General features: G+C 56.3%; 19 protein-coding genes. 3 read left to right on the top strand and 16 right to left on the bottom strand.

Going from position 1 to position 23,610, the window contains the following annotated elements; all coding sequences use genetic code 11:
• Positions 1-8 precede the first annotated feature (8 nt).
• The 8 genes from HV127_RS28725 to HV127_RS28760 form a co-directional block, all read right to left on the bottom strand.
• Complete coding sequence (locus HV127_RS28725) at positions 9-629, bottom strand: YfgM family protein (RefSeq protein WP_112215472.1); 621 nt, start codon at positions 627-629, stop codon at positions 9-11.
• A gap of 34 nt (positions 630-663) precedes the next feature.
• Positions 664-1,938 (bottom strand): histidine--tRNA ligase, encoded by a 1,275-nt coding sequence (hisS, locus tag HV127_RS28730; protein WP_182207542.1) that lies wholly within the window; start codon positions 1,936-1,938, stop codon positions 664-666.
• A 91-nt stretch (positions 1,939-2,029) separates the two neighbouring features.
• Positions 2,030-3,151 carry a flavodoxin-dependent (E)-4-hydroxy-3-methylbut-2-enyl-diphosphate synthase gene (gene ispG, locus HV127_RS28735; protein ID WP_182240393.1) on the bottom strand — a complete coding sequence of 374 codons (1,122 nt, stop codon included), beginning with the start codon at positions 3,149-3,151 and terminating at the stop codon, positions 2,030-2,032.
• 26 nt (positions 3,152-3,177) lie between these two features.
• Positions 3,178-4,167, bottom strand: a complete 990-nt coding sequence (gene rodZ / locus HV127_RS28740) for a cytoskeleton protein RodZ (protein WP_182240395.1) — start codon at positions 4,165-4,167, stop codon at positions 3,178-3,180.
• A 274-nt stretch (positions 4,168-4,441) separates the two neighbouring features.
• Complete coding sequence (locus tag HV127_RS28745; protein WP_112215468.1) at positions 4,442-5,608, bottom strand: bifunctional tRNA (adenosine(37)-C2)-methyltransferase TrmG/ribosomal RNA large subunit methyltransferase RlmN; 1,167 nt, start codon at positions 5,606-5,608, stop codon at positions 4,442-4,444.
• Positions 5,609-5,896: 288 nt separating this feature from the next.
• Entirely contained in the window at positions 5,897-6,328 is a 432-nt protein-coding gene (gene ndk, locus HV127_RS28750) for a nucleoside-diphosphate kinase (RefSeq protein WP_004114414.1), read from the bottom strand.
• A 160-nt stretch (positions 6,329-6,488) separates the two neighbouring features.
• A complete protein-coding gene (pbpC, locus tag HV127_RS28755; protein ID WP_182240397.1) occupies positions 6,489-8,813 on the bottom strand; it encodes a peptidoglycan glycosyltransferase PbpC in 2,325 nt (774 codons plus the stop codon).
• Positions 8,814-13,760: an alpha-2-macroglobulin gene (locus HV127_RS28760; protein WP_182240399.1), complete on the bottom strand. Its 4,947-nt coding sequence runs from the start codon at positions 13,758-13,760 to the stop codon at positions 8,814-8,816.
• Positions 13,761-14,163: 403 nt separating this feature from the next.
• Here HV127_RS28760 and HV127_RS28765 point away from each other — a divergent pair, with 403 nt between their 5' ends.
• The 3 genes from HV127_RS28765 to sseA all read left to right on the top strand — a co-directional run bounded on the left by HV127_RS28765 (position 14,164) and on the right by sseA (position 17,565).
• A complete protein-coding gene (locus tag HV127_RS28765; protein WP_182207545.1) occupies positions 14,164-15,375 on the top strand; it encodes a hypothetical protein in 1,212 nt (403 codons plus the stop codon).
• Between the two features lie 35 nt (positions 15,376-15,410).
• Positions 15,411-16,595 (top strand): amidohydrolase, encoded by a 1,185-nt coding sequence (locus HV127_RS28770; RefSeq protein ID WP_182240402.1) that lies wholly within the window; start codon positions 15,411-15,413, stop codon positions 16,593-16,595.
• Between the two features lie 124 nt (positions 16,596-16,719).
• A complete protein-coding gene (gene sseA, locus HV127_RS28775; protein ID WP_182240404.1) occupies positions 16,720-17,565 on the top strand; it encodes a 3-mercaptopyruvate sulfurtransferase in 846 nt (281 codons plus the stop codon).
• A 40-nt stretch (positions 17,566-17,605) separates the two neighbouring features.
• Here sseA and sseB read toward each other — a convergent pair whose 3' ends face one another.
• From sseB to iscU, 8 genes are all read right to left on the bottom strand, one after another.
• Positions 17,606-18,382, bottom strand: coding sequence for an enhanced serine sensitivity protein SseB (gene sseB, locus HV127_RS28780; protein ID WP_182240407.1), 777 nt, complete (start codon positions 18,380-18,382; stop codon positions 17,606-17,608).
• Positions 18,383-18,490: 108 nt separating this feature from the next.
• Positions 18,491-19,777, bottom strand: a complete 1,287-nt coding sequence (gene pepB / locus HV127_RS28785) for an aminopeptidase PepB (protein WP_182207551.1) — start codon at positions 19,775-19,777, stop codon at positions 18,491-18,493.
• Between the two features lie 104 nt (positions 19,778-19,881).
• Positions 19,882-20,082: a Fe-S cluster assembly protein IscX gene (gene iscX, locus HV127_RS28790; RefSeq protein ID WP_110272097.1), complete on the bottom strand. Its 201-nt coding sequence runs from the start codon at positions 20,080-20,082 to the stop codon at positions 19,882-19,884.
• A 1-nt stretch (position 20,083) separates the two neighbouring features.
• Complete coding sequence (gene fdx / locus HV127_RS28795; protein WP_110272096.1) at positions 20,084-20,419, bottom strand: ISC system 2Fe-2S type ferredoxin; 336 nt, start codon at positions 20,417-20,419, stop codon at positions 20,084-20,086.
• Position 20,420: 1 nt separating this feature from the next.
• Positions 20,421-22,271, bottom strand: a complete 1,851-nt coding sequence (gene hscA / locus HV127_RS28800; protein WP_182240409.1) for a Fe-S protein assembly chaperone HscA — start codon at positions 22,269-22,271, stop codon at positions 20,421-20,423.
• Between the two features lie 15 nt (positions 22,272-22,286).
• On the bottom strand, positions 22,287-22,802 hold the full coding sequence (gene hscB, locus HV127_RS28805; RefSeq protein ID WP_181485330.1) for a co-chaperone HscB: 516 nt from the start codon (positions 22,800-22,802) through the stop codon (positions 22,287-22,289).
• A gap of 73 nt (positions 22,803-22,875) precedes the next feature.
• Positions 22,876-23,199 (bottom strand): iron-sulfur cluster assembly protein IscA, encoded by a 324-nt coding sequence (iscA, locus tag HV127_RS28810; protein WP_110272092.1) that lies wholly within the window; start codon positions 23,197-23,199, stop codon positions 22,876-22,878.
• Positions 23,200-23,214: 15 nt separating this feature from the next.
• Positions 23,215-23,601, bottom strand: a complete 387-nt coding sequence (iscU, locus tag HV127_RS28815; RefSeq protein WP_005120408.1) for a Fe-S cluster assembly scaffold IscU — start codon at positions 23,599-23,601, stop codon at positions 23,215-23,217.
• Positions 23,602-23,610: the final 9 nt, after the last annotated feature.

Consider the following 23,610-nt stretch of genomic DNA (forward strand, 5'->3'; position numbering starts at 1 on the left):
AGTCCCTCTCAGATGGACAAATTATTTATTTTCATACGCATCATTTCGCTGAGCGCCGGTGAAGCATCACTTTTCTCGCCTGCTTCCCAGGCCGCTTTAGCCCCTTGCTTATCGCCTTTACTCAGCAGGATCTCACCGCGCAAATCAGCGACAATTGAGGTCCAACCTTCGCCTTTAACGGCATCAAGGGTTTTTAACGCGGCATCAGGCTGTTTCAGCTGCAGCTGAACGCGAGCAAGACGCATATTGATAACCGATTTCAGATTATCATCAGAAGCGGCTGTCAGCCCCTGCTGAAGCTGCTTTTCAGCGTTCTGCAGGTCGTTCTTATCGACAAACTGCTGCGCCAGCTCAAGAGACGCAAACGCACCATAGGTGTTTTTACTGTCAGCGGCAAATTTCTGCGCCGCGTTCAGTGCTTCTGGCTTATCCGATTTAAGCGCGGAAATCGCATTCTCATAGGCCAGAGACGAACCTCTGGCAGTGTCCAACTGATGGGATGTCCAGTAGCGCCAGCCAACCAGTGCGCCAACGCCCAAAACCACTCCGACGGCCAGCGCTTTGCCATTTTCGGCAAAGAAACGCTTCAGCGCATCGACCTGATCGTTTTCGTTATCGTAAGTTTCCACGCAGTCCTTCTCCTGACTAATGATTCCCGGGAGATTAACCCAGAAGTGTGCGCAAATGCGCGGCAACGCTATCCTGCGTTACGGTAGTTTGCTCACCTGAGCGTAAATCTTTCACTACCACGTTTCCGTCAGCGACTTCTGACTCACCCACCACCAGAGCAATACGAGCGCCCCATTTATCCGCACGGGCAAACTGCTTCTTGAAGTTGCCGCCGCCGTGGTTGGTCATCAGCTTAACGCCGGGTAACGCATCGCGAACCTGTTCAGCCAGACGCATAGCAGCAAACTGGGTATCGGTTCCGGAGGCTACCAGGTATATATCGACAACAGGATCTGCTTTAAATTCCGGATTTACTGCCTGGACCAGTAAAACCAGACGTTCCAGCCCCATAGCAAAACCCACGCCAGGGGTTGCACGGCCACCAAGTTGCTCAACCAGACCATCATAACGGCCCCCGGCACAAACAGTGCCCTGTGAACCAAGGCTGGTCGTTACCCACTCAAACACAGTGCGGTTGTAATAGTCGAGACCACGCACCAGGCGCTGGTTCACGGTATAGCTGATACCGGCGGCATCCAGCAGAGCGCACAGCCCGGCGAAGTGCTCTTTAGACTCTTCGTCAAGATAGTCACCAAGCGCTGGCGCGTCGTTCAGCAGCGCCTGTACGTCCGGGTTTTTGGAATCCAGTACGCGCAGCGGGTTGGTGTACATGCGGCGTTTACAGTCTTCATCAAGCTTATCTTTAAACTGCTCAAGGTAAGCCACCAGCGCATCGCGATAGTTGGCGCGAGCCTCCAGCGAACCGATGGAGTTCAGCTCCAGCGCAACATGGCTGGAGATACCGAGCTCACGCCACCAGCGAGCGGTCAGCATAATCAGTTCGGCATCAATATCCGGCCCCTGCAGACCGAACGCTTCCGCGCCAATCTGGTGGAACTGGCGATAGCGCCCTTTTTGCGGACGCTCATGGCGGAACATCGGCCCGATGTACCACAGGCGCTGTTCTTGATTGTACAGGAGACCATGTTCGATACCGGCGCGTACGCAGCCAGCCGTGCCTTCCGGACGCAGCGTCAGGCTATCGCCATTGCGGTCCTCAAAGGTGTACATCTCTTTTTCAACCACGTCGGTGACTTCACCGATCGCGCGTTTGAATAACGGGGTCTGCTCTACAATCGGCATACGGATTTCGCTGTAACCGTAGCTACCGAGCACCTGCTTCAGTGTGCCTTCAATGCGCTGCCAGAGAGCGGTTTCGCCCGGCAGATAATCGTTCATGCCGCGGATGGCTTGAATGTTCTTTGCCACGTTTATTCTCTTTATATATACAAAAATGAACCCCGGCGCCTCGCGCCCGCAGGTTCAATCATACACGGGAAGCGTATCGCTTCCCAACACGTTATTTTGCTTCAACCTGTTGAATATCGATACGACGCGCTTCATCAAGCATCGATGCTTTGGCACGGATACGCGCTTCTAACTGATCGATCATATCGTCGTTATCCAGCCTGTCTTTACGTACGCCATCTTCGTACAGGCCACTTTTCTTATTGCCGCCGGTTACGCCGAGCGTAGATACCAGCGCCTCACCAGGACCGTTTACCACGCAGCCAATGATCGAAATATCCATTGGCGTAATGATATCTTCCAGACGCTGCTCCAGCGCATTAACGGTGCCGATAACGTCAAACTCCTGACGCGAGCAGGTTGGGCAAGCAATAAAGTTAATGCCGCGCGCGCGAATGCGCAGAGACTTCAGAATGTCGAATCCGACTTTGATCTCTTCAACCGGATCCGCCGCCAGCGAAACACGCAGGGTGTCGCCAATGCCTTCATTAAGCAGCAAACCGAGGCCAATAGCCGATTTCACCGCACCGCTGCGGGCGCCACCGGCTTCGGTGATCCCCAGGTGCAGAGGCTGATCGATCTGCTTCGCCAGCAGACGATAGGATTCAACAGCCAGGAATACATCGGAAGCTTTTACGCTGACTTTGAACTGATCAAAGTTCAAACGTTCGAGATGATCGACATGACGCATGGCAGATTCCAGCAGCGCCTGCGGCGTCGGTTCACCATATTTTTCCTGGAGATCTTTTTCCAGAGAACCGGCGTTCACCCCGATACGAATGGGAATATTTTTATCGCGAGCACAGTCCACTACCATGCGAATACGCTCTTCATTACCGATATTACCTGGGTTAATACGCAGGCAATCGACGCCGTATTCCGCAACCTTCAGCGCAATACGGTAATCAAAGTGGATATCGGCAACCAGCGGGACATTAACCTGCTGTTTGATAAGCTTGAATGCTTCAGCCGCGTCCATTGTCGGCACGGAAACACGGACAATGTCTGCGCCAACGCGTTCTAACGCTTTAATTTGATTGACTGTCGCCGCCACGTCAGTGGTGCGAGTATTGGTCATCGACTGTACGGCGATAGGTGCACCATCGCCAATCGGCACATTCCCAACGTAAATTCGTTTAGATTTTCTACGTTGAATCGGAGCCTGGTTATGCATGAAAAATCTCCCGCGTTACCCGTCTATTACTGCGCCGGTGATTGTTCGGCATTAAGGGTCAGACGCGCAACCTGGTTAGTTCTGATAAAACGACTCAAATCGACGGGTTTACCCAGATACTGAATCTGTACTGCTGCCGGTGCACCAATTTTCAGCTTATAAGGTGCCTGACCGCTCAGATTCAGGTTACCACCTTTACGTTGCAAACCGCTGAACAGCTTTTTACCGGTAGCATCACTCACTTCCAGCCAGCAATCAGCGGAGAAGTTCAGCACCAGATCCTGAGCCGAAGCCGCCGTAGCGGCAACGTTTGCCTGATCGGTAGGTAGTGGAGAGGTTGGATTTACCGCTGCAGGCGCTGGAGTTGCCGCAGTGTCGACATTCGCCTGAGAAGGCGCAACAACGGCGTTGTTATCTACCGGGGCCGGAGCCGGGGTTGACGCCGCTGGCGCAGTAGAAGTCTCTACCGGCGCGCTGTTAGCAACAGCGTCCGGTGCAGAATTCGCCGAATCATTATCCAGAGGAATGTTTTGGCTATTATTATCGCCAGAATTCAGCTCAGCGGTAGATTGATCGGCCATGGTGGAGATCTCGTCCTGCTGCGCTTTGTGGTCTTGCCACCACCAGGCGCCGCTGAGTCCGATCACCACAAACAGGACCAGCCAGGTAAAGCTCATCAGCCAGCCATCACGCTTTTTACGACGTTTGCCCAGCGAGAAACTCTGCATCGGCGCAACTTTTGCCGCGCGAATGGGAGCCTGTTTTGCCATCATTGGCAGCAGTTCTTCTTCGGGAATGTGCACAAGGCGAGCATAAGAACGGATATAGCCGCGCAGGAAGGTTGAAGCTAGATCGGCTGGGGCCTTATCGTCTTCAATATCACGAACCGTGGAAACCTTCAGGCATAAGCGCTCTGCCACCGCTTGCTGGCTGAGTCCGAGTTGTTCGCGGGCCGTACGCAGACGCGCGCCCGTGGTGTTTGCTTCTTGATGGTCTTGAGTGGCTTCAGTATTCATTCGCTACAATTACTGGTACGTGAAATTTAAAGTTCAGCGCCGGTAACCCCGCGCCGCGAGACATCTGCTCAACGTCAGACAAACAGTATAAGGCCGTATGACGTACTATCACAGAGACTTATCAATATTGAATGCTAAGCGGTTGTTGTACCGCTACATACTGCCTCAAAGTCGACAAAAACGCACCGTAATTATTAACCAAACCAGTGTATTTCGCCCGGCTATTCAACATAAATATGCAACGCACAACCCAGGTTGCGCGCTGCATCATTTATCAGATTGCCTTAACGTCGATCGCTTCACCCTGCATACGCTTACGCAGCGTGCGCTTGGTGCGGTCGATGACATCACCCGCCAGCTGGCCGCAGGCGGCATCAATGTCATCGCCACGGGTTTTACGCACGATCGTGGTAAAACCGTACTCCATCAACACTTTGGAGAAACGGTCGATACGGCTGTTGGAGCTACGGCCATACGGCGCGCCCGGGAAGGGGTTCCATGGGATCAGGTTGATCTTACATGGTGTATCTTTCAACAGTTCGGCCAGCTCATGCGCATGCTCGGTACCATCATTGACGTGATCCAGCATAACGTATTCGATAGTCACGCGGCCCTGGTTGGCGTTGGACTTCGAAATGTAGCCACGCACCGAGTTCAGAAAGGTCTCGATATTGTATTTCTTGTTGATCGGTACGATTTCGTCACGAATGGTGTCGTTCGGCGCGTGCAAGGAGATCGCCAGCGCAACGTCAATCATATCGCCAAGCTTATCCAGCGCCGGTACCACACCTGAAGTCGACAGGGTCACGCGACGTTTGGACAGGCCAAAACCGAAGTCGTCGAGCATGATTTCCATCGCCGGAACCACGTTGGTCAGGTTCAGCAGCGGTTCGCCCATCCCCATCATTACCACGTTGGTGATCGGACGCACGCCCGTTGCCTTCACCGCGCCGACAATTTTCGCCGCACGCCAGACCTGGCCGATAATTTCCGATACCCGCAGATTACGGTTAAAGCCCTGCTGCGCCGTAGAGCAAAATTTGCACTCCAGCGCACAGCCAACCTGGGAAGAGACGCACAGGGTGGCGCGATCGTCTTCCGGGATATACACGGTTTCAACGCGCTGATCGCCAACGGCAATCGCCCATTTGATAGTGCCATCGCTGGAGCGCTGCTCTTCAACAACTTCGGGTGCGCGGATCTCCGCGATTTCCTTCAGTTTGCCGCGCAGGACTTTGTTGATGTCGGTCATCTCATCAAAGTTATCGCAGCAGTAGTGATACATCCATTTCATCACCTGATCGGCGCGGAAAGGCTTTTCGCCCATATCTTTGAAAAACTCGCGCATCTGCTGACGGTTCAGATCCAGCAGGTTGATTTTGGCATCTTTGTTCGGCACCGTCAGAGCGGCGCTATCAGGTGTGACTATTTGTTCAGACATAATTGATCCCGGCCTCGTTATTACACGTTATGGCCCCTGGAGGGTTGAAAAAGAAACGCCCCGGGAGCAACTGCTCGTCCGGGGCGCTGTATTCTACAAAGTCTGGCGCATCAATACCACGCTTGCACGAAGCAATGATGAAAAAATCTGTAACTGCCAGGCAAATCCTCTAAGGATTTTCGATTGTCGCAAGGCGGCAAGCAAGTGAAGCCCCGGGAGCATAGATAACTATGTGACCGGGGTGAACGCGCGCAGCCAACACCGCGACGGTCGAAAAGACGACGAGGATTAGCGGGTGCGCGGGCAAACCTCGCCTTCCGCAAAGAAGAACGCGATTTCGCGCGCAGCAGATTCAACAGAATCAGAACCGTGGGTGCCGTTCTCGGTGAAGCTGTCAGCGTAGTCAGCGCGCAGGGTACCTGCCAGCGCGTTCGCCGGGTTGGTTGCGCCCAGCAGGTCACGGTGACGCTGAACCGCATTTTCGCCTTCCAGCACGGATACGACGATCGGGCCGGAAGTCATAAATTCAACCAGGCCGTCGAAGAATGGGCGGCCTTCGTGCTCAGCATAAAAACCGCGAGCCTGCTCAACGGTCAGGTGCAGCATTTTGGTGCCGACAATTTTGAACCCTGCAGCTTCAAAGCGAGAAAAGATGCCGCCAATAACGTTTTTTGCCACCGCGTTTGGTTTGATGATGGAAAAAGTACGTTCAATAGCCATGATAACCTCTTATATGTGTTGTTCTGTTTTGCAGATGAGCAGATAAATACGGCGCGAATTATAATCATCATCTACAGCGGTTGCCTATGTGTTTAGGTAACATTTTTTTAAAAAAAAGCGACCTTAAACAACAAATCCGACCAATCTATGACAGCTCCGCTTATTGTACGGTGAAATTCGCGGCAACAATTTGCCCGGCCTCATCCATCACCACCAGTTGATAATTTTCGAGGCGTTCCAGGCTGAGGGTTGCGTTAACGCCTTCCACCACCAGCGGTTCGCCGTTCAGAAACCACCAGCGCCGCCCTTCCCCGCCGGTCGTTTGCAGCGGTAGCATAACCTTCTGCTCACCGGGCAGGCGTTTAATCACCGATCCCTCGCGAATGCCGGATAGCACCAGCGGCGCGGGGTCCGCGGTTTGTACTGGCGGACAATCAGCCGATACTGCAGGCAGTCTGGCGCGACGCCGTTCGCCAACGGGGAGCCAGGGTTCGAGCGGCAGCGGCCAGACGTCGATATTTTTTTCCACCGCGCCGGGGCAATCTGCCGCCACCCGCAGCCCTTTGTCATTCATCCATACCGGGAAACGAATACCGCGAATCCCTTCCTGACCGGGCAGCAGCAGCGTCGGCGGCTGGCTCTCATCCAGCAGCCAGGTTGCCAACCGTCGGCGACAGTTCGCATCTCCTGACGCTAAATGCTGCCCGCCGGGCCAGCAAATGTTCCCGGCGCTGACCGACGGTGGACGCGGGTCGGTCGGCAATCCGCCGCGGCCCATCGCGGGTCGCGCCAGCAGCATATTATTCACCTGATTAAGCAACGGTACCGCGCTGGCGAAGCCAAACTGCCCGACCACCGGCGTGCCATCGGGTCGCCCGGTCCAGATGCCGATCAGGTAGCGGGCATTAACGCCGATCGCCCAGGCATCGCGATAGCCATAGCTGGTGCCGGTTTTCCACGCCAGCGGTACCACCTGCACCAGCGATGCATCAGGAACAGGCTGCGCTTCACCAGCAAGAATACGCCGCACAATCCAGGCTGAGCCCGGCGACAGTAGCGGTCTTTCCACTAGCGGGGCGTTCGGTGTGATACGTAAGCGCGCGGCCTTGCCGTGACGGGCAAATGCGCTATACGCCGCCACGATATCCTCCAGCCTCGCCCCGGCGCCGCCGAGGATCAGCGACAGATTCGGCTCCGCGCCCGCTGGCAGCATCAGCGGCAGATCAGCGTTGCGCAGGTTAGCGGCAAACCGCTTCGGCCCGTACGCCTCCAGTACCTGCACCGCCGGAAGGTTCAGCGAACGAACCAGCGCTTCGCTGGCGCTCACCGGCCCATGAAAACCACTGTCAAAATTGCCCGGCCGGTAGTCGCTAAAACGACGCGGGACATCCTGCAATAAAGACGCCGGATGAATCAGCCCCTCATCCAGCGCCATGCCATAAACAAATGGTTTAAGTACTGAACCAGGTGAGCGAATCGCCGCCACCATATCAATGTGGCCAAAGCGACTATCATCGGCAATATCCGCCGATCCCACCCAACCGCGCACCTTCATATTAGTATGATCAACCACGACTATCGCCAGCGAGCTGCGCGGCGGCAGGCGCGATTTCCAGTTTAACGCCAGATCTTCCAGCTGCCGCTGTAGCCCGGCATCCAGCGTCGTCACTACCTTATCTTCACGGCTGCTCGCCAGCGCGCGGCGGGAAAAAAGCGGCGCCAGCTGCGGCATCTGGCGTGGAAAGAGCCACACTGGCTCTTCGATAGCTTCACGCACCGGTTTTTCAGGCCACACGCCCTGGCTCTGCATCCGCAGCAGCACTTTATCGCGCGCTGCCTGAGCCCGCTCGGGCCAACGATCGGGACGCAGACGGCTTGGTGCCTGCGGCAGTACCGCCAGCAGCGCCGCTTCGCCGTAGCTCAACTGCGCGGGCGGTTTACCCAGGTAGGCCCAGCTCGCCGCACCAATGCCCTGTAACGTGCCGCCAAACGGCGCCCGGTTGAGGTATAGCGTGAGAATATCGCTTTTCGACAGATGCCACTCCAGCTGTAGCGCCCGCCATAGCTGGCGCAGCTTGCCGCCAAAAGTACGCGGATGAGGATCGAGTAGACGCGCCACCTGCATGGTCAGCGTACTGCCTCCGGAGATCACCCGACCGGAGGTCAGATCCTGCCAGGCGGCACGCGCGATAGAAAAGGGATTGACGCCGGGATGATCCCAGAACCAGCGATCTTCGTACTGGATCAGCGCCTGCAAATAGCGCGGTGAGACGTCACCGAGCGTCACCGGATAGCGCCAGACGCCCTGCGCATCGGCAAAGCGCCACAACGGCGTTCCGTCTTCCGCCACCACAACCCTTGCGGGCGTAACCTCATGCAGCGGCAGCGGCCATAGTCTGTCAGCTGCCAGCACCGCAAGCCACAGCAGAAAAAAGAACGCCGCCAGCCAGCGCCAGCGGCGTTTTATACCACTCAATCCGCGCATTTACGGGGCGACGGTTAACGGGCCGCTGGCCGCGCCGGTTGCCCGCCATTGCGGCACATACATCGACTCCACCTGCGGCTGCGGAACCTGATAAGTCCCCGGCGTCACCGCCCGCGCCAGATAAACCAGGGTCACCGGCTGTCCTTCGTTGATAGCCACCGCAGCGACAAAACGATCGTCGCGAAATTCAATGTGCTGGATATCCGCCTGCTGCATCTGGTTGAGCAGATTCTGCACCACCTCGCCATTCTCCTGCAGGCTAGCGCTGCTGTTGGCCAGATTCTGGTTTTCCAGCTCCAGCCCTGCCGGAAGTAAATCAACCACCAGCGCGTCCGGTACGTTGCGTTTGGCTGTGACTTCCAGCTTCACCAGTACCAGCTCACCGCTGCGCAGTGAAGAGAGCGGTTTCTGCTGACCCTGAGTATCGAAAATTTGCCGTTCAATACCCAGCACGTTACCGCCAGGCTGTGGAGCGCTCTGCGGATACCCGCTGCTGTCGAGACGTAGCCACAGCGGCTGTTGACCGGTGTTGGTCACCTGCAGCGCCGCCAGCTGGTCGCCGGTCAGGTTGCGAGTTTGCGCTTTGTCACCGGAGAGCGGTTCGGCCTGCAGCGAGGTTTGTACCTGCCAGTTGCCAGGAACGTCCTGCAACGAGCGCCCGGCAAGGAATAGCGCGTTGGTCTCCTGCGTTGAGAGCCAGCGCTGACCATAAGCCTCTTCCGCCAGGTTGCTTAGTAGCCTGTTTTGCGCCTCCGGTAGCAGCTTGTTCTCTTCCAGCAGCGCCAGCTTCAGCGCATCATCGCGCAGCTCGCTACCGTAGTCGCCGAGCCAGCGATTTGCATCCTGACGCGGCGTAGACATTGCCAGATTCAAAGCTTCGTCACCGCGAGGCGCATCGCCCATCGCTTTCAGCGCAACGCCTAACTGCAACAACGGCAGACCAGAACGCGCCTGCTCGTGGCGATTCCAGATTTCGCGCAGCGCGCCGAGCGGTGCTTTTTGCTGCCGCGCCAGCACCAACGCAGCATAGGCCTGAGCAGCAAAGCGGCTGGCCTGGGCATCATCGCTATAGCGAACGGTCATCAGCCCCGGTTCCTGTAAATAACGCAGCAGGCGCTGGTTGCCGTTGTTAATAGCATTCGTCGGCACGCTATAGCCCTGCTCTCCCGCTCGCACGAGGAAGTCCATCGCGTAAGCGGTCAGCCAGTACTCTTCCGGTCCTTGTTTATCCCACAGGGCGAAACCGCCATCATCGCGCTGCATTTGCAGCAGGCGCGAAATGCCGATATCCACCGCCGCGCGCCGTTTTTCATCGCTGTCTCCGCTGATCCCCAACGCTTTTAGCTGGACGGCGTTGGTATAGAGCGACGGGAACAGCCCGCTGGTGGTCTGCTCCAGGCAGCCGTAGGGATAAGCTTTGAGGTCACGAATATAGCGCGCCAGATTCAGCGGCGGCTTACCGCTGAATACCAGTTGCCCTTGCAGCGTGGCGGGCGAGAAGCCCTGGCTTTGCGTCACCGGAGCCTGCCAGCTTTCACCGGGCTGTAATACCGCGCCGGAATTCACGGTTTGTGCCGGAAACGCCGGACGCACGCCCAGCGTCCACTGTTTTTGCATCGGGGTGAAGGTTTCGCCAGGCAGGTCCAGACCGCTGATAGTGGCGTTCACCTGGCCGTCGCCAAAACCGTCCTGCGCGCGAACGGACACAAACAAAGTGCTGCGCGCGCCAGGAGCCAGCTGTACCGGCGGTACTTCCCCGCCTTCAAGCTGGAGCAGACCGCTGGCGTTCAGCGCAACGTTGAGCGTTTGCGGCTTGTCGGTCAGATTGCTGAGATCCAGCGCCAGGCGAGTAGTATCTCCGCTGGCGAGGAAGCGCGGCATGTTCAGCTCGGCAATTGCCGGCGCTGCAACGATCACTTTATCTTCACTACTGCCGAAATCATCAGCGCTCCACGCCTGGGCCATCACCCGCAGTTCGCCGTTAAAATCGCCAATCGGCAACGTTACCGTGCCTTCGCCTTTCTCATCCAGCACCACCGGCTGCGCCTGCTGGGCGATAATCGTCACATGATTGACCGGCGGTTTACCGCCGCGCTTGAGTTCATCACCATCGCCGCCGAAGCGCAGGCTGGCGAGCCTCCCCTGTCCTTCAATGACCTGACCGTAGATATCGTAAATATCTGCGCCGTAGCGCTTCTGGCCAAAGAAAGCATTCCACGGATCCGGCGTCGCATAGTCGGTAATATTCAATACGCCGCTATCCACGGCGGAGAGCAGCACGTTGACCTGTTTCGGCGTCTCGCCTTCTTTGACGCTGGCCTTAACCTTAACCGTCAGCGGCTGGTTCGGGCGCATTTTATCCGGCGCTTCCAGCGCCAGATTCAGACGGCGATTTTCATCACCGAGCGGCAGATGCAACAGACCCACAGCCCGCTTTGGCGTCGCGGAGCGTGATTTATCCCCCGGACGAATCACCAGGGTGCTGAGATACAGGTCGTGGCGATTCCAGGCTTTATCCACCGGAATCGACAAATCCATGCCTTCTGCCGGAACGTCAATTTCCTGCCACCACAGCGGCCCTTCGCTTGATTCCACCAGCGCATAGCCTTTACCGGCTGCCGGAGCGGCAATGTGCAGCTTGATGGTATCGCCCGGTTTATAGGCTGGTTTATCCAACTTCATGGTAACGCGGTCCGGGCGTGCGGCTCCCTGGCCATCGCTGTTATCCTGCCAGCTGTATCCGGCCCAGAAGCGCACGCTGCTGACAACATCGTCCGGCCCTCTGACCTCCAGTCGATAAGAGCCCCACTCAACCGGGAAGCTGACTTTTGCCGTTTGCCCGGCAGTAAGATCCAGCGACTCTTCTCCTTCCTGAAGATCTTTTTGATCGAACTGTGACTGCCAGCCTTCGCTATCAGACCAGTTCCAGTAGTAGTCGCGGCGCTCGCGGATCAACCTGACCTGTAGCCCGGAGACCGCCCTCTTCTCGCCTTTGGCATCGGCATAGACGATCTCAAACGCGGCGTTGCCGTTTTCATCCACCACCGGCTGCTTGATGGTGCTGTCGGTGCGATAGTCGTAAATCTCTTTCAGGGCAAATTCCGGACGAATGCCCGGCAGCGCGTCGGCAGGCCAGATAGGCTGCCGGACAGTACGGGTCACCGGGCGGCCACCAGATTCCAGCAGGCTGGCCTGCAAAATTACCTGCAGCGGCGAGTGGCTCTCCTGCCACTGGCTGGCGGTGGTCACTTGCGCATGACCTTGCTCATCGAGCGTGGCCTGTACTTCATCCAGGCTGCGGGAAAGGTTCTCTTCGGCAATATCGCCAAACTGGAAGCCCGGCAGCGCTGGCACTGCATCGCGCAGCGGGCGAAGGAACAGCTTGCCCTGTAGCTGGTTGCCGCTGGCCGGCGCGCCGTACAGATAAGCGCCGGTCACGGCAAAACTGACATCAGTAGCGGGAGCAATCGGCGCATTTTGCGGCGTCAGGTTCAGCGCCATGCGCTCGGGCATAAAATCTTCAACGTGGAAATCCCACTCGCGCGGCTGGTTGTCGCCAGTGCTGGCGCGGATATGCCACATCCCGGTTGCCGCGCCGCTATCGAGCGGATACGTAAACTGGTACAGACCGTTAACGGGCTTGCTTACCGTCGAACGAATCACCTGGCCGTCCGGCTGCACCACTTCCAGCTTCACCGGCTGCTCGGCCAGCGGTTTGCCATCGCTATCGCGCAGTAACGCGTTGAGAACCACCGTTTCGCCCGGTCGATAGAGATCGCGCGGGCCGAACATAAACAGTTGCTTAGTGAAGCCCGGCGCTCCGGCAATCGAAAACTCCGCCAGATCCAGCGCCGGGAGTTTGAGGTCCAACAGGGTAGTTTGTCCGTCCTTGCGCGCTAGCAGCAGCGCCGCGTCTTTATCAGTTTGCAGCGTGACGTGTCCCTGAGCATCGCTCTTCGCTTGCGCCAGGGTTTGCCCTTTGGCATTCAGCAGTTGAACGTCAATGTCGGACTGCGCAGCACCGTTTTCGAGGCTCTGGGTAAAGACATCCAGCCGGTTGTGGTAACGGTGTGCGGATACGCCGATATCGCTGAGGGTGAACAGCGTCGCGGCGTTGCTGTAGTTATAGTGGCCCGCCTGATTCATCACCGCAATATAGACGCCCGGCTCTTGCAGAGGCTTGATATCCGCCAGCGGCAGCAGCAATTTTTCGCGAGTATTGCGCGCCGGGTTGAGGTCGAAACGGCCGGTATAGACCAGATCGGCCATCTTCAGCAGCTCATCCGACTCCCAGTTGCTCAGCGAATTGCGGTATTCCCACTGGCTGACAAAAGCGGAGAGTGATTCCGGCTTGATGCGGAAAAAATTCACGTCGACGTTATCAACATTCAGCGCCATCACCGGTAGTCCGGCAACGACTTTCCCCGGCAGCAGCGAGCCGCGGCTGGCAAAACCAATGCTTGGGGCAATATCGCGGGTGGTTATGGTTTTTTCGAAGCTGCTGTCAAAAGTCGCTTTATTCAGCGCCGCCAGGGTTGGGTCCACCGAAACAATCAGCTCACGTTTTGGCTCCAGATGGCGCAACCGTAGCTCTTTAAGATTTGGCGCCAGCTCCCAGGCACCGTCGACTTTGCCGCTTTTTTTGTCGACTAGATGTACGCTGCGGGAGAAATCCTGATCCGGCTGTAAAGGGATAGAAAAAGTCAGCACCAGCGTCGCAGCACCGTCAAGCTGCACTTCCGAGGCATCCAGCAGCGTTAGCGCCTTGCCTTTGCTTTTTTCCGCCAGCGCCGCCAACTGGGCGCTGTCCGGTTTCGCATTGTCTTTATCCGCCGCCGTGGAGGCCGCTGGGGCAGCCGCCTGTGGTTTGCCGCTGTCATCGCAGCCAGTCAACGATAACGCAGTAAGTAGCGCCAGAGATAGCGCCGCTAAACGAAATGGTTTCATCCTTCTAACCCCTCGGCCCGAGAGCCAGATACATTCAGTGAACACATTATTATGCGTGAACGGCAGAATTACCAATAGCGCGCTCGTTAACTATGTCCGGCAAAAGAGACCTCAGGATTGAGTATCAGAACTCATAAATTAATCAAATAGCATTAACCAGGATTTTTCTTACTTCCTCTGAAAAAGGAATTTATTGCTGTCTTGTTATTTTGAGCATCCATCAAAAGCAAACCTATATAAATTGACAACTCTCGCATTTTCAATTATTTGATATATATCAACGCCTCTAAAGCATAAACAACCTCATGGCGAAGATATTATCTGCGCGTTCCGCAGTTACCTGATAACACAACATCCCCCCGTCCCATAAACATATATGGGATAAATAATACGGAAGTTATTTATGTCACAAATGGTCGCACTGTCGATTATTGTTTTTATTCTTTATATCGGCGACGTTGTTTCTACCCGCACAAAAGCCTGGATTCCCTCGGTATTTGTCTGCGCAGTTCTGTTTCTGGTTGGCTACTGGACATTTTTTCCTGCGGATATTATCAGCCGGGCCGGAATCGGTACGCCGGTTGCCATAATGCTGATGTATCTGTTAATCACCAATATGGGTACTCTGCTGTCGCTTAAAGAGCTGGCCCAGCAGTGGAAAACCGTGGTTATCTCCCTCGCCGGTATTGCCGGAATCACGACCGCCGTTTTTGCGGTATGCATGGTGATGTTTGACCGCAATACCGCGCTGGTTACCATTCCTCCGCTGGTTGGCGGCATTGTTTCCTCGTTGATTATGTCGCAAGGCGCAAGCAACGCCGGTCTGGTCGATCTGTCGGTGTTTGCCATTTTGATCTACGTGATGCAAGGGTTTGCCGGGTATCCGCTGACCGCCATTATGCTGCAGCGCGAAGGCAAAACGCTGCTGGCCCGCTACCGCAGCGGAGAGCACCGCGCTGATGACATCCCGGATGAACACGCGATGCTGGCGGTCGGGGAAGAGAAAATGCCGCGCCTGTTCAGCAAAATCCCCGGCAGCTATAACAGCAACTACTTTAAATTCCTGCGTCTGGCGCTGGTCGGCTGTCTGGCCTGGTTTGTTGCTGACCTTGCCAAACCCATCGTCAATATCAGCCCGTTTGTACTGTGCTTGTTTTTTGGCGTGGTCTTTACCTCCTTAGGCTTCCTCGAAAAGCACACCCTGCATAAAGCTAACGGTTTTGGTTTCGCGATCATGGCATTGATGCTATTTATTTTTGATACGCTGAATAAAGCGACTCCGGAGATGCTGCTGCGCCTGCTTTTCCCGATGGTGGTGCTCATCGCCACAGCTGTTATCGGCATGTTTATCGTCTCCTGGCTGGTTGGGAAACTGCTTGGCGTCAGCGGCCCGATGTCATTCGCCATCTCCCTGACCGCGCTTTATGGTTTTCCTGCGGACTACATTATTACCAACGAGGCCATCAACGCCCTCACCCATGATGAAAAAGAGCGCCAGATGCTAACTCACCATATGCTGGGCCCAATGCTGGTCGGTGGGTTCGTCTCCGTCACCATGGTTTCGGTGGTATTAGCCGGAATATTGGTCGGCTACCTGACGCCGGTTGCCGGTTGAGCGCGTTGAATTTTTAGCTATTTATGGAGTCATTGATGATTAACCCTGCCATTACCGAGATTATTGCCAGAGAAGAACCGGCAATGATCGCTTTTCGTCGCGACCTGCACGCCCATCCGGAACTGCCGTGGGAGGAGAAGCGCACCACCGATCGCGTCGCCGCTGAACTGGAAGCCATCGGCATCCCCTTTCATCGCACCCAACCTACCGGAATTATCGCCGATATTATTGGCGGTCAGCCGGGTAAAACCGTGGCTCTGCGCGCCGACATGGACGCCTTGCCGGTGCTGGAACTCAACGACCAGCTCAGCTACAAATCACAAACCACAGGTAAAATGCACGCTTGCGGCCATGACGCCCATACCGCCATGCTGCTGACCGCTGCCCACGCGTTATATGAAATCCGCGAGCAGCTTACGGGCAACGTACGCTTGATTTTTCAGCCTGCGGAAGAGATTGCGGAAGGGGCCAAAGCGATGATCCAGCAGGGAGCCATCGACAACGTGGACAACGTTTTTGGGATGCATATCTGGTCGGGCACGCCATCCGGTAAGGTTTCCTGCAACGTCGGTTCGTCATTTGCCTCCGCGGATTTACTCAAGGTGACGTTTCGCGGCCGTGGTGGCCACGGCTCGATGCCGGAAGCGTGCGTCGATGCGGCGGTTGTCGCCTCTGCTTTCGTGATGAACCTCCAGGCTATCGTGGCGCGTGAAACTTCGCCGCTGGAGTCCGCCGTGGTAACCATCGGCAGAATGGACGTCGGCACGCGCTTTAACGTCATCGCTGAGAACGCCGTTCTTGATGGCACCGTGCGCTGCTTTAGCATTGAAGCGCGTCAGCGTCTGGAGGCGGCAATTACCCGCTATGCAGAGCATACCGCCGCCGTGTACGGCGCGACCGCTCAGGTTGACTACTGCTACGGTACGCTGCCGGTGATCAACGAGGAGCGCAGCGCGCTGCTGGCGCAGTCGGTTATCCGCGATGCGTTTGGCGACAAGGTTCTTTTCAACGAAAAGCCCACCACCGGCGGAGAAGATTTCAGTTTTTATATGGAGAATATCCCCGGTGCTTTCGCGCTACTCGGCTCAGGTAACAAAGAGAAAGGCAGCGATTATGCGCACCATCATGGCTGCTTTAATATTGATGAGCAGGTGATGAAAAACGGCGCTGAGCTGTATGCACAGTACGCCTGGCGCTACCTGCAGCAAAGCCAGTTTTAACAGGCTACTCCCCCGACGCCGTTCGGGGGAATATCACATTCCCGCCGTATCCTCTTGAAAATGCCTTGTCGATATCGTTAAAAACAACAACAATCACTCTATTGTTGATGACACGGAGGCACCTATGTCTACCTCGTTTTTTGTCGCTGCCGATTGGCTGGCGGAACATATTGATGACCCGGAAATACAAATTATCGATGCGCGCATGGCGCCACCGGGGCAGGATGATCGGGACCTTAACGCCGAGTACCTGGCAGGCCATGTTCCTGGCGCCGTTTTTTTCGATATTGAAGCCCTGTCAGACCACACCAGCCCGCTACCGCACATGATGCCGCGCCCGGAGGCATTTGCCGTTGCAATGCGTGAACTTGGCGTCAACAGTGATAGGCATCTGGTGGTATACGATGAAGGTAATCTCTTCTCCGCACCGCGCGCATGGTGGATGTTGCGTACTTTCGGTGTCGAAAAAGTTTCGATACTTGCGGGTGGCCTCGAAGGCTGGCGTCGCGATGAGCTACCGCTGGAGCAAAGTCTTCCTGAATTGCCGGAAGGTGATTTTGACGGCCGCTTTGATCCGCTGGTGATCAAGCGTCTGACCGATGTGCTGCTGGTAAGCCATGAAGGATCGGCGCAGATCGTCGATGCTCGCCCGGCAGGGCGCTTTAATGGCCTCGTGGCTGAACCGCGCGCTGGTTTGCGCAGCGGGCATATCCCCGGTGCATTAAACGTGCCGTGGACAGAATTGGTAATAAACGGCGAGCTGAAAACCGTCGATGAGCTAAATGAGATCTTTGCGCGTCAGGGCGTGGATTTTGAACGCCCCATCATTGCCAGCTGCGGCTCCGGCGTGACGGCATCCGTAGTTGTACTGGCACTCACCACTCTGGGCGTTAACGGCGTTAGTCTGTATGACGGCTCATGGAGCGAATGGGGTGCGCGAACGGATTTGCCGATTGAACCGGCGCAGTAGATAGCAGATAGAACAACGGGGGCTTAAGCCCCCGTTGTGTTCAGATAATACGATTCTGCTTAAAGTCGCGCAGGAAGCTGCCCCAGCGCTTTTCATAGAACGGCGTGATGTGGGCAATCATAAAGTGGCTGATGCCCTTTTCGCCCTCCACCACCTGGCAGATATCAATTGGTTCGTCGCCGGGAAGCGTATCGGTCGCTACGCTGCCGGTTGCCTGAATGATCTCCTCGATGTCGCCTTCCGCTTCAATACCAATCAGCAGGTTAGCTGGCGCATCGGCGCTGTCTTTAATCGAGCATAAAAACGCGCGTTTCACCGTTTTCAGCGTCTTGAACAGCGTAGTCAGCGAATCAACCATCTGCGCAGGCGGTTCAGCAACTTCGGACAACAGCAGCGGCGCGCCGCCTTCGAGCACGGTCTGGGTACTCAACGGGCTACCTTCTTCGCCCAGCAGGTGGCTAATCTCACGCGGCGTAAACTCTTTGCCGGTTGGCAGTTTGGCATTGAGATACAGCGTCTCGCCGAGGGTCATAGCGAACAGCGTGCGCACCGGCATCACCACAAAAGACTGCTCGTCTTCCACGGCCTGTTGCAGCGCTTCCAGCGAGGTGAAAAAAGGAATAACCGACGTGCCGTCATCTTTTTCCCAGTGCTGCAAATCCAGCACGCTGTCTTCGACGACCTGCTCGCCCTGAGCGGCGGCTCCTGGTACCCAGACGGTGGCTTCCAGCAGCGTGCGGAAAAACGCCGGACGATGGCCAGGCTCAGTGGCCGCCTTCTCCAGCAGAGTTTCGAGTTCGTTTTTGATTTCAGACATAGTGGTTCCAGATCGGTGGATCCCCCCTCACCCCGGCCCTTTCCCCAAGGGGCGAGGGATAAAACCGGACAGTCCCCTCTCCCCTTGGGAGAGGGTGAGGGGAAAAGGTTATTCCGCAGTCAGCAAATTCGCAATGGTGCGCACGCCAAGGCCTGTCGCGCCCGCCGACCACTGTTCAACGGCAGATTTGCGGTAGGTCGCTGAGCAGTCGATATGCAGCCAGCCTTCATGATAGTTCTCGACAAAGTGGGACAGAAAGCCTGCCGCCGTGCTGGCACCCGCCGGATAGGCCGCGCTGCCAGTATTGTTCAGTTCTGCAAAGTTCGACGGCAGCTGACCGCGGTGGAACTCGGCCAGCGGCAGACGCCAGAACGCTTCGTTCTCGGCCTGAGCGCTTGCCAGCAGACGATTCGCCAGATTGTCATCAAAGCTGAACAGCGCATGATAATCGTTGCCCAGCGCGGTTTTTGCGGCACCGGTTAGGGTAGCAGCATCGATAATCAGCTCAGGCTTCTGTGCACAAGCATCAATCAGGCCATCCGCCAGCACCAGACGACCTTCAGCATCGGTATTCATGATTTCAACGGTTTTGCCGTTGCGATAGCGAATAATGTCGCCAAGCTTGAAGGCGTTGCCGCTAATCAGGTTATCGGCACAGCACAGGTACAGCTTCACGCGTTTGTTCAGGCCGCGAGTAATAGCAAACGCCAGCGCGCCGGTTACCGTCGCCGCACCACCCATATCGGACTTCATTGAGTCCATAAAGGCGCTTTGCTTGATGCTGTAGCCGCCGGAATCGAAAGTGATACCTTTGCCCACCAGGCAGGCGTAAACCGGAGCGGCTTTATCGCCGGTTGGGTTATAGTCCAGCGCTAGCAGGACTGGCGGACGCTCGGAGCCGCGACCAACGGTGTGCAGACCGAGGTAGTTCTGCTCGCGCAGGTCTTCGCCTTTGGTGATGCGATAAGAAACGTTGTCGCAACCGACGCTGCACAGCAGGTCAACCGCGCGCTGCGCCAGTTGCTCCGGCCCTAACTCTTCAGCCGGGGCATTAATGGTGTCGCGCACCCAGTCGATAATGCTCAGGCGGCTATCCAGCTCGCTTTTCTGCGCGTCGTCCAGAGTTGGCCACTCAACTTTACGGCTGCCTTTCGGACCTTTATAACCCGCCCAGAACGCCCACGCGCGGTCTGTATTCCAGCCTTCGCCATCGAGCGCAACGTGTTTGATGCCCATGCCGTCAATTTTACGCGCCGCGCGCTGGATCAAACCCAGGTCGTCTTTGCCGTTCAGGTGCAGGGTGATGCCGTCGTTATTAATGCTGTAAGACGCTTTTTCTCCCCAGCGCGCATCGGCTGGCTGAGCGGTCAGCGTAATCTTCATAGCTTCGGTCATTATCATTATCCTTCTTAGCAAACGGGCCACCGTATGGCAGCCCGTAAAGTTCTTTCGCTCATTGATTCATCCGACTTAAAGCCGCATAAATCATGACGCGAAAATTATTCTGCTTCGTCTAACCAGACTAGCAGAATCGCCTCCAGAATTTTTTCATTGGATGCGTTTGGATCGTCATTAAACTCTTCCAGCTCGCAAATCCACTGATGCAGATCGGTGAAGCGAACGGTTTTCGGGTCGAGATCCGGGAAAGCGTCGTACAGCGCTTCGCCGATTTCACGACTATCGGTCCATTTCAGTCCCATATTAATGCTCGCGTGCGTGGTTGATGGTGTAGCGCGGAATTTCGACGACCAAATCGTCATCAGTCACGCGCGCCTGGCAGCTCAGACGGCTGTCGGGCTCAAGCCCCCAGGCCTTATCCAGCATGTCGTCTTCATCTTCGGTACTTTCAGCCAGCGAGTCAAAGCCTTCACGCACGATGCAGTGGCAGGTGGTGCAGGCACAGGATTTTTCGCAGGCGTGTTCAATCTCGATACCGCTACGCAGGGCAGCGTCAAGGATAGTCTCACCGATCTTAGCTTCCACAACTACGCCATCCGGACACAGGTCCTGGTGGGGCAGAAAAACAATTTTTGGCATTTTAAACCTCGTCCACGGATTGGCCTTTCAGCGCAGTACGGACCGATTGGTCCATACGGCGAGCGGCAAACTCCTGGGTTTGTGTGTCGATATTTTTAATCGCTTCTTTAATAGCATCGGCGTCATCGCCTGCCGCTGCGGAACGAACCTGCTCCGCGGCGTCATCGATAGCCTGACGCTCTGCGGCGCTTAACAGCGCGGCGTCGACGGCCAGCGCGCTTACCAGACTTTCCAGAACGCGCGCGGCTTCGACCTTTTGCTCAGCCAGCATACGCGCCTGAACGTCCTGCTCGGCGTAGCTCATCGAATCTTTAATCATGTTGGCGATCTCGCCATCGCTCAGGCCGTAGGACGGTTTCACCTGGATGGAGGCCTCAACGCCGGTCGATTTTTCCATCGCCGTCACGCTCAGCAGGCCGTCAGCATCCACCTGAAAGGTGACGCGAATATGCGCCCCGCCCGCCGGTAGCGCCGGGATCCCACGTAGCGCAAAGCGCGCCAGTGAGCGGCAGTCCTGCACCAGCTCGCGCTCGCCCTGCATCACGTGGATAGACATCGCCGTCTGGCCATCTTTAAAGGTGGTGAACTCCTGCGCGCGCGCCACCGGAATGGTGGTATTGCGCGGGATGACTTTCTCCACCAGTCCGCCCATAGTTTCCAGCCCAAGAGAGAGCGGGATAACGTCAAGCAGCAGCAGTTCGCTGTCCGGCTTATTGCCGACCAGGATATCCGCCTGAATCGCCGCGCCGATGGCAACGACTTTGTCCGGGTCAATAGAGGTCAGTGGCGTGCGGCCAAAGAACTCGCCCACGCGTTCACGGACCAGCGGTACGCGGGTTGAACCGCCAACCATCACCACTTCCAGCACCTCTTGCGCCTCGACGCCCGCATCTTTCAATGCGCGACGGCAAGCCAGCAAAGTGCGTTTCACCAGAGCGGAGATGAGATCGTTAAACTGGTTGCGGGTAATTTCGCCCTGCCAGCCGCCAACGTCCACGCGCGCCACATCGGCGTCGCTTAGGGCAATCTTCGCAGCGATAGCCGCATCGAGCAGTTCACGCTGCAGGCGGTTGTCGCTACGATCGGCAATACCCGCCTGTTCGCGGATATGATCGGCCAACAGGTGATCAAAATCGTCGCCGCCGAGCGCGGAATCGCCGCCGGTCGCCAGCACTTCAAACACGCCGCGGCTTAAACGCAGCACGGAGATATCAAAAGTGCCGCCGCCGAGGTCGTAAACCGCAATCACCCCTTCCTGACCGGAGTCCAGGCCGTAGGCAATCGCCGCCGCGGTCGGTTCGTTCAGCAGACGTAACACGTGCAGGCCCGCCAGACGCGCCGCGTCTTTAGTCCCCTGACGCTGGGCATCGTCGAAGTAGGCCGGAACGGTAATCACCACCCCGTCAAGCTCGCCCGCCAGCGCTTCGGTAGCGCGTTCGGCAAGTGCCTTCAGGATATCGGCTGAAACGCGAATCGGGTTGAGCAAGCCGCCAGCGGTCTGAATCATCGGCAGGCCGTTTTCACTTGCCTGCAGCTGGTAAGGCAGATGTGGGTAGCGCGCCTGAATATCGCTAAGAGAACGCCCCATCATGCGTTTGACGGAGCTGACGGTGTTGACCGGGTCCTGGGCCGCGTTTTGTCGCGCGTCATAGCCTACCGTCAAACCTGAGGCCTGATAGTTAACAACCGACGGCAGAAGATAGCGCCCTTGATTATCGGCCAACGTTTCAGCCTGGCCGCTACGCACGGTAGCAACCAGTGAATTGGTGGTGCCAAGGTCAATACCCGCCGCCAGACGACGCTGGTGCGGCGCGGCACTCAGACCAGGCTCACTAATTTGTAATAAGGCCATAATTGCTTCCGAAAATTAAAAATCGAGCAGTTTTTCTTCGAGTTGTTCCGCACTGCTTCGCAGTTTATCGAGAAAACGCAGCTTGCGTACAGTATCCGCTGCCGCATCCCACGCCTCGTTATTCAGTTGTTCAACCATCAGCTGATGGCGGGTATCAAACAGCGCTTTTACCCGCTTGATAAAACTTTCCAGACGCGCTTCATCTTGCGCCTTGCCTATCTCATCGAGCTCTTCGCGAAGTTCCAGTTGTTCCATCAGGAACGCGGTATCACGCACGGTGTGCTGCTCGCTGGCGAGATCAAAACCGTGAAGCGAAAGGAGATATTCGGCGCGGGTCAACGGATGGCGAAGGGTTTGCCATGCCTGATTGATAGTCGCGGATTGCTGCACCGCGGCAAGCTGTTCAGCTGCGCTTCCGTTGGCGAATTTATCGGGGTGGTACTGGCGCTGTAAATCCTGATACCGGGCAGCCAGGGGTTCTAATGAAAGGGTATAGCTGGCCGGTAACCCGAAGAGGGTAAAATAGTCCATAGCAACCTCAGGGTTAACGAGATAAAGCAAACCCCACGCATAGCAAGGCTACGGTGGGGTCAGGGATAACCGATTACACGTTAAAGCTTTCGCCGCAGCCGCACTCGTCTTTCACATTAGGGTTGGTGAACTTAAACCCTTCGTTCAGACCTTCTTTGACGAAGTCCAGCTGAGTGCCGTCAAGGAACTGCAGGCTTTTGCCGTCGATCACTACCTTGACACCTTTATCTTCAAACACGGTGTCTTCTGCCGCCGGCTCGTCAACAAATTCCAGCACGTAGGCCATGCCTGAACAGCCCGAGGTGCGAACACCTAAACGCAGGCCAAAGCCTTTGCCACGGTTGGCCAGGAAGGTATTAACTCGCGACGCTGCGCTGTCGCTAAGAGTAATCGACATACAATAACCTCTTAATTATTTCGCTTCACGTTTGCTTTTGTAATCCGCAATCGCGGCTTTAATCGCGTCTTCCGCCAGGATAGAGCAGTGAATTTTCACTGGTGGCAGTTCAAGCTCGTCTGCAATATCGGTGTTTTTAATCGCCTGTGCTTCGTCCAGTGATTTCCCTTTCACCCACTCGGTGACCAGGGAGCTGGAGGCAATGGCGGAACCGCAGCCGTAGGTCTTGAAACGCGCGTCTTCAATGATACCTTCATTGTTGACTTTAATCTGCAACTTCATCACGTCGCCGCATGCCGGTGCACCGACCATGCCACTACCGACGCTTTCGTCGCTGTTGTCGAAAGAACCCACGTTACGTGGATTTTCGTAATGATCGATTACTTTTTCGCTGTAAGCCATGATGAATTC

It is taken from the genome of Klebsiella sp. RHBSTW-00215 (genome assembly GCF_014103785.1).
Classification (GTDB): domain Bacteria; phylum Pseudomonadota; class Gammaproteobacteria; order Enterobacterales; family Enterobacteriaceae; genus Klebsiella.

Bases quoted from the DNA above. Each gene is read 5' to 3' on its own strand.
- rodZ (WP_182240395.1), bottom strand. From the start codon at position 4,167: ATGAATACTGAAGCCACTCAAGACCATCAAGAAGCAAACACCACGGGC.
- fdx (WP_110272096.1), bottom strand. From the start codon at position 20,419: ATGCCAAAAATTGTTTTTCTGCCCCACCAGGACCTGTGTCCGGATGGC.
- HV127_RS28760 (WP_182240399.1), bottom strand. From the start codon at position 13,760: ATGAAACCATTTCGTTTAGCGGCGCTATCTCTGGCGCTACTTACTGCG.
- HV127_RS28745 (WP_112215468.1), bottom strand. From the start codon at position 5,608: ATGTCTGAACAAATAGTCACACCTGATAGCGCCGCTCTGACGGTGCCG.
- HV127_RS28765 (WP_182207545.1), top strand. From the start codon at position 14,164: ATGTCACAAATGGTCGCACTGTCGATTATTGTTTTTATTCTTTATATC.
- sseA (WP_182240404.1), top strand. From the start codon at position 16,720: ATGTCTACCTCGTTTTTTGTCGCTGCCGATTGGCTGGCGGAACATATT.
- pbpC (WP_182240397.1), bottom strand. From the start codon at position 8,813: ATGCGCGGATTGAGTGGTATAAAACGCCGCTGGCGCTGGCTGGCGGCG.
- iscA (WP_110272092.1), bottom strand. From the start codon at position 23,199: ATGTCGATTACTCTTAGCGACAGCGCAGCGTCGCGAGTTAATACCTTC.
- iscX (WP_110272097.1), bottom strand. From the start codon at position 20,082: ATGGGACTGAAATGGACCGATAGTCGTGAAATCGGCGAAGCGCTGTAC.
- ispG (WP_182240393.1), bottom strand. From the start codon at position 3,151: ATGCATAACCAGGCTCCGATTCAACGTAGAAAATCTAAACGAATTTAC.
- sseB (WP_182240407.1), bottom strand. From the start codon at position 18,382: ATGTCTGAAATCAAAAACGAACTCGAAACTCTGCTGGAGAAGGCGGCC.
- pepB (WP_182207551.1), bottom strand. From the start codon at position 19,777: ATGACCGAAGCTATGAAGATTACGCTGACCGCTCAGCCAGCCGATGCG.
- hscB (WP_181485330.1), bottom strand. From the start codon at position 22,802: ATGGACTATTTTACCCTCTTCGGGTTACCGGCCAGCTATACCCTTTCA.
- ndk (WP_004114414.1), bottom strand. From the start codon at position 6,328: ATGGCTATTGAACGTACTTTTTCCATCATCAAACCAAACGCGGTGGCA.
- iscU (WP_005120408.1), bottom strand. From the start codon at position 23,601: ATGGCTTACAGCGAAAAAGTAATCGATCATTACGAAAATCCACGTAAC.
- HV127_RS28770 (WP_182240402.1), top strand. From the start codon at position 15,411: ATGATTAACCCTGCCATTACCGAGATTATTGCCAGAGAAGAACCGGCA.
- hscA (WP_182240409.1), bottom strand. From the start codon at position 22,271: ATGGCCTTATTACAAATTAGTGAGCCTGGTCTGAGTGCCGCGCCGCAC.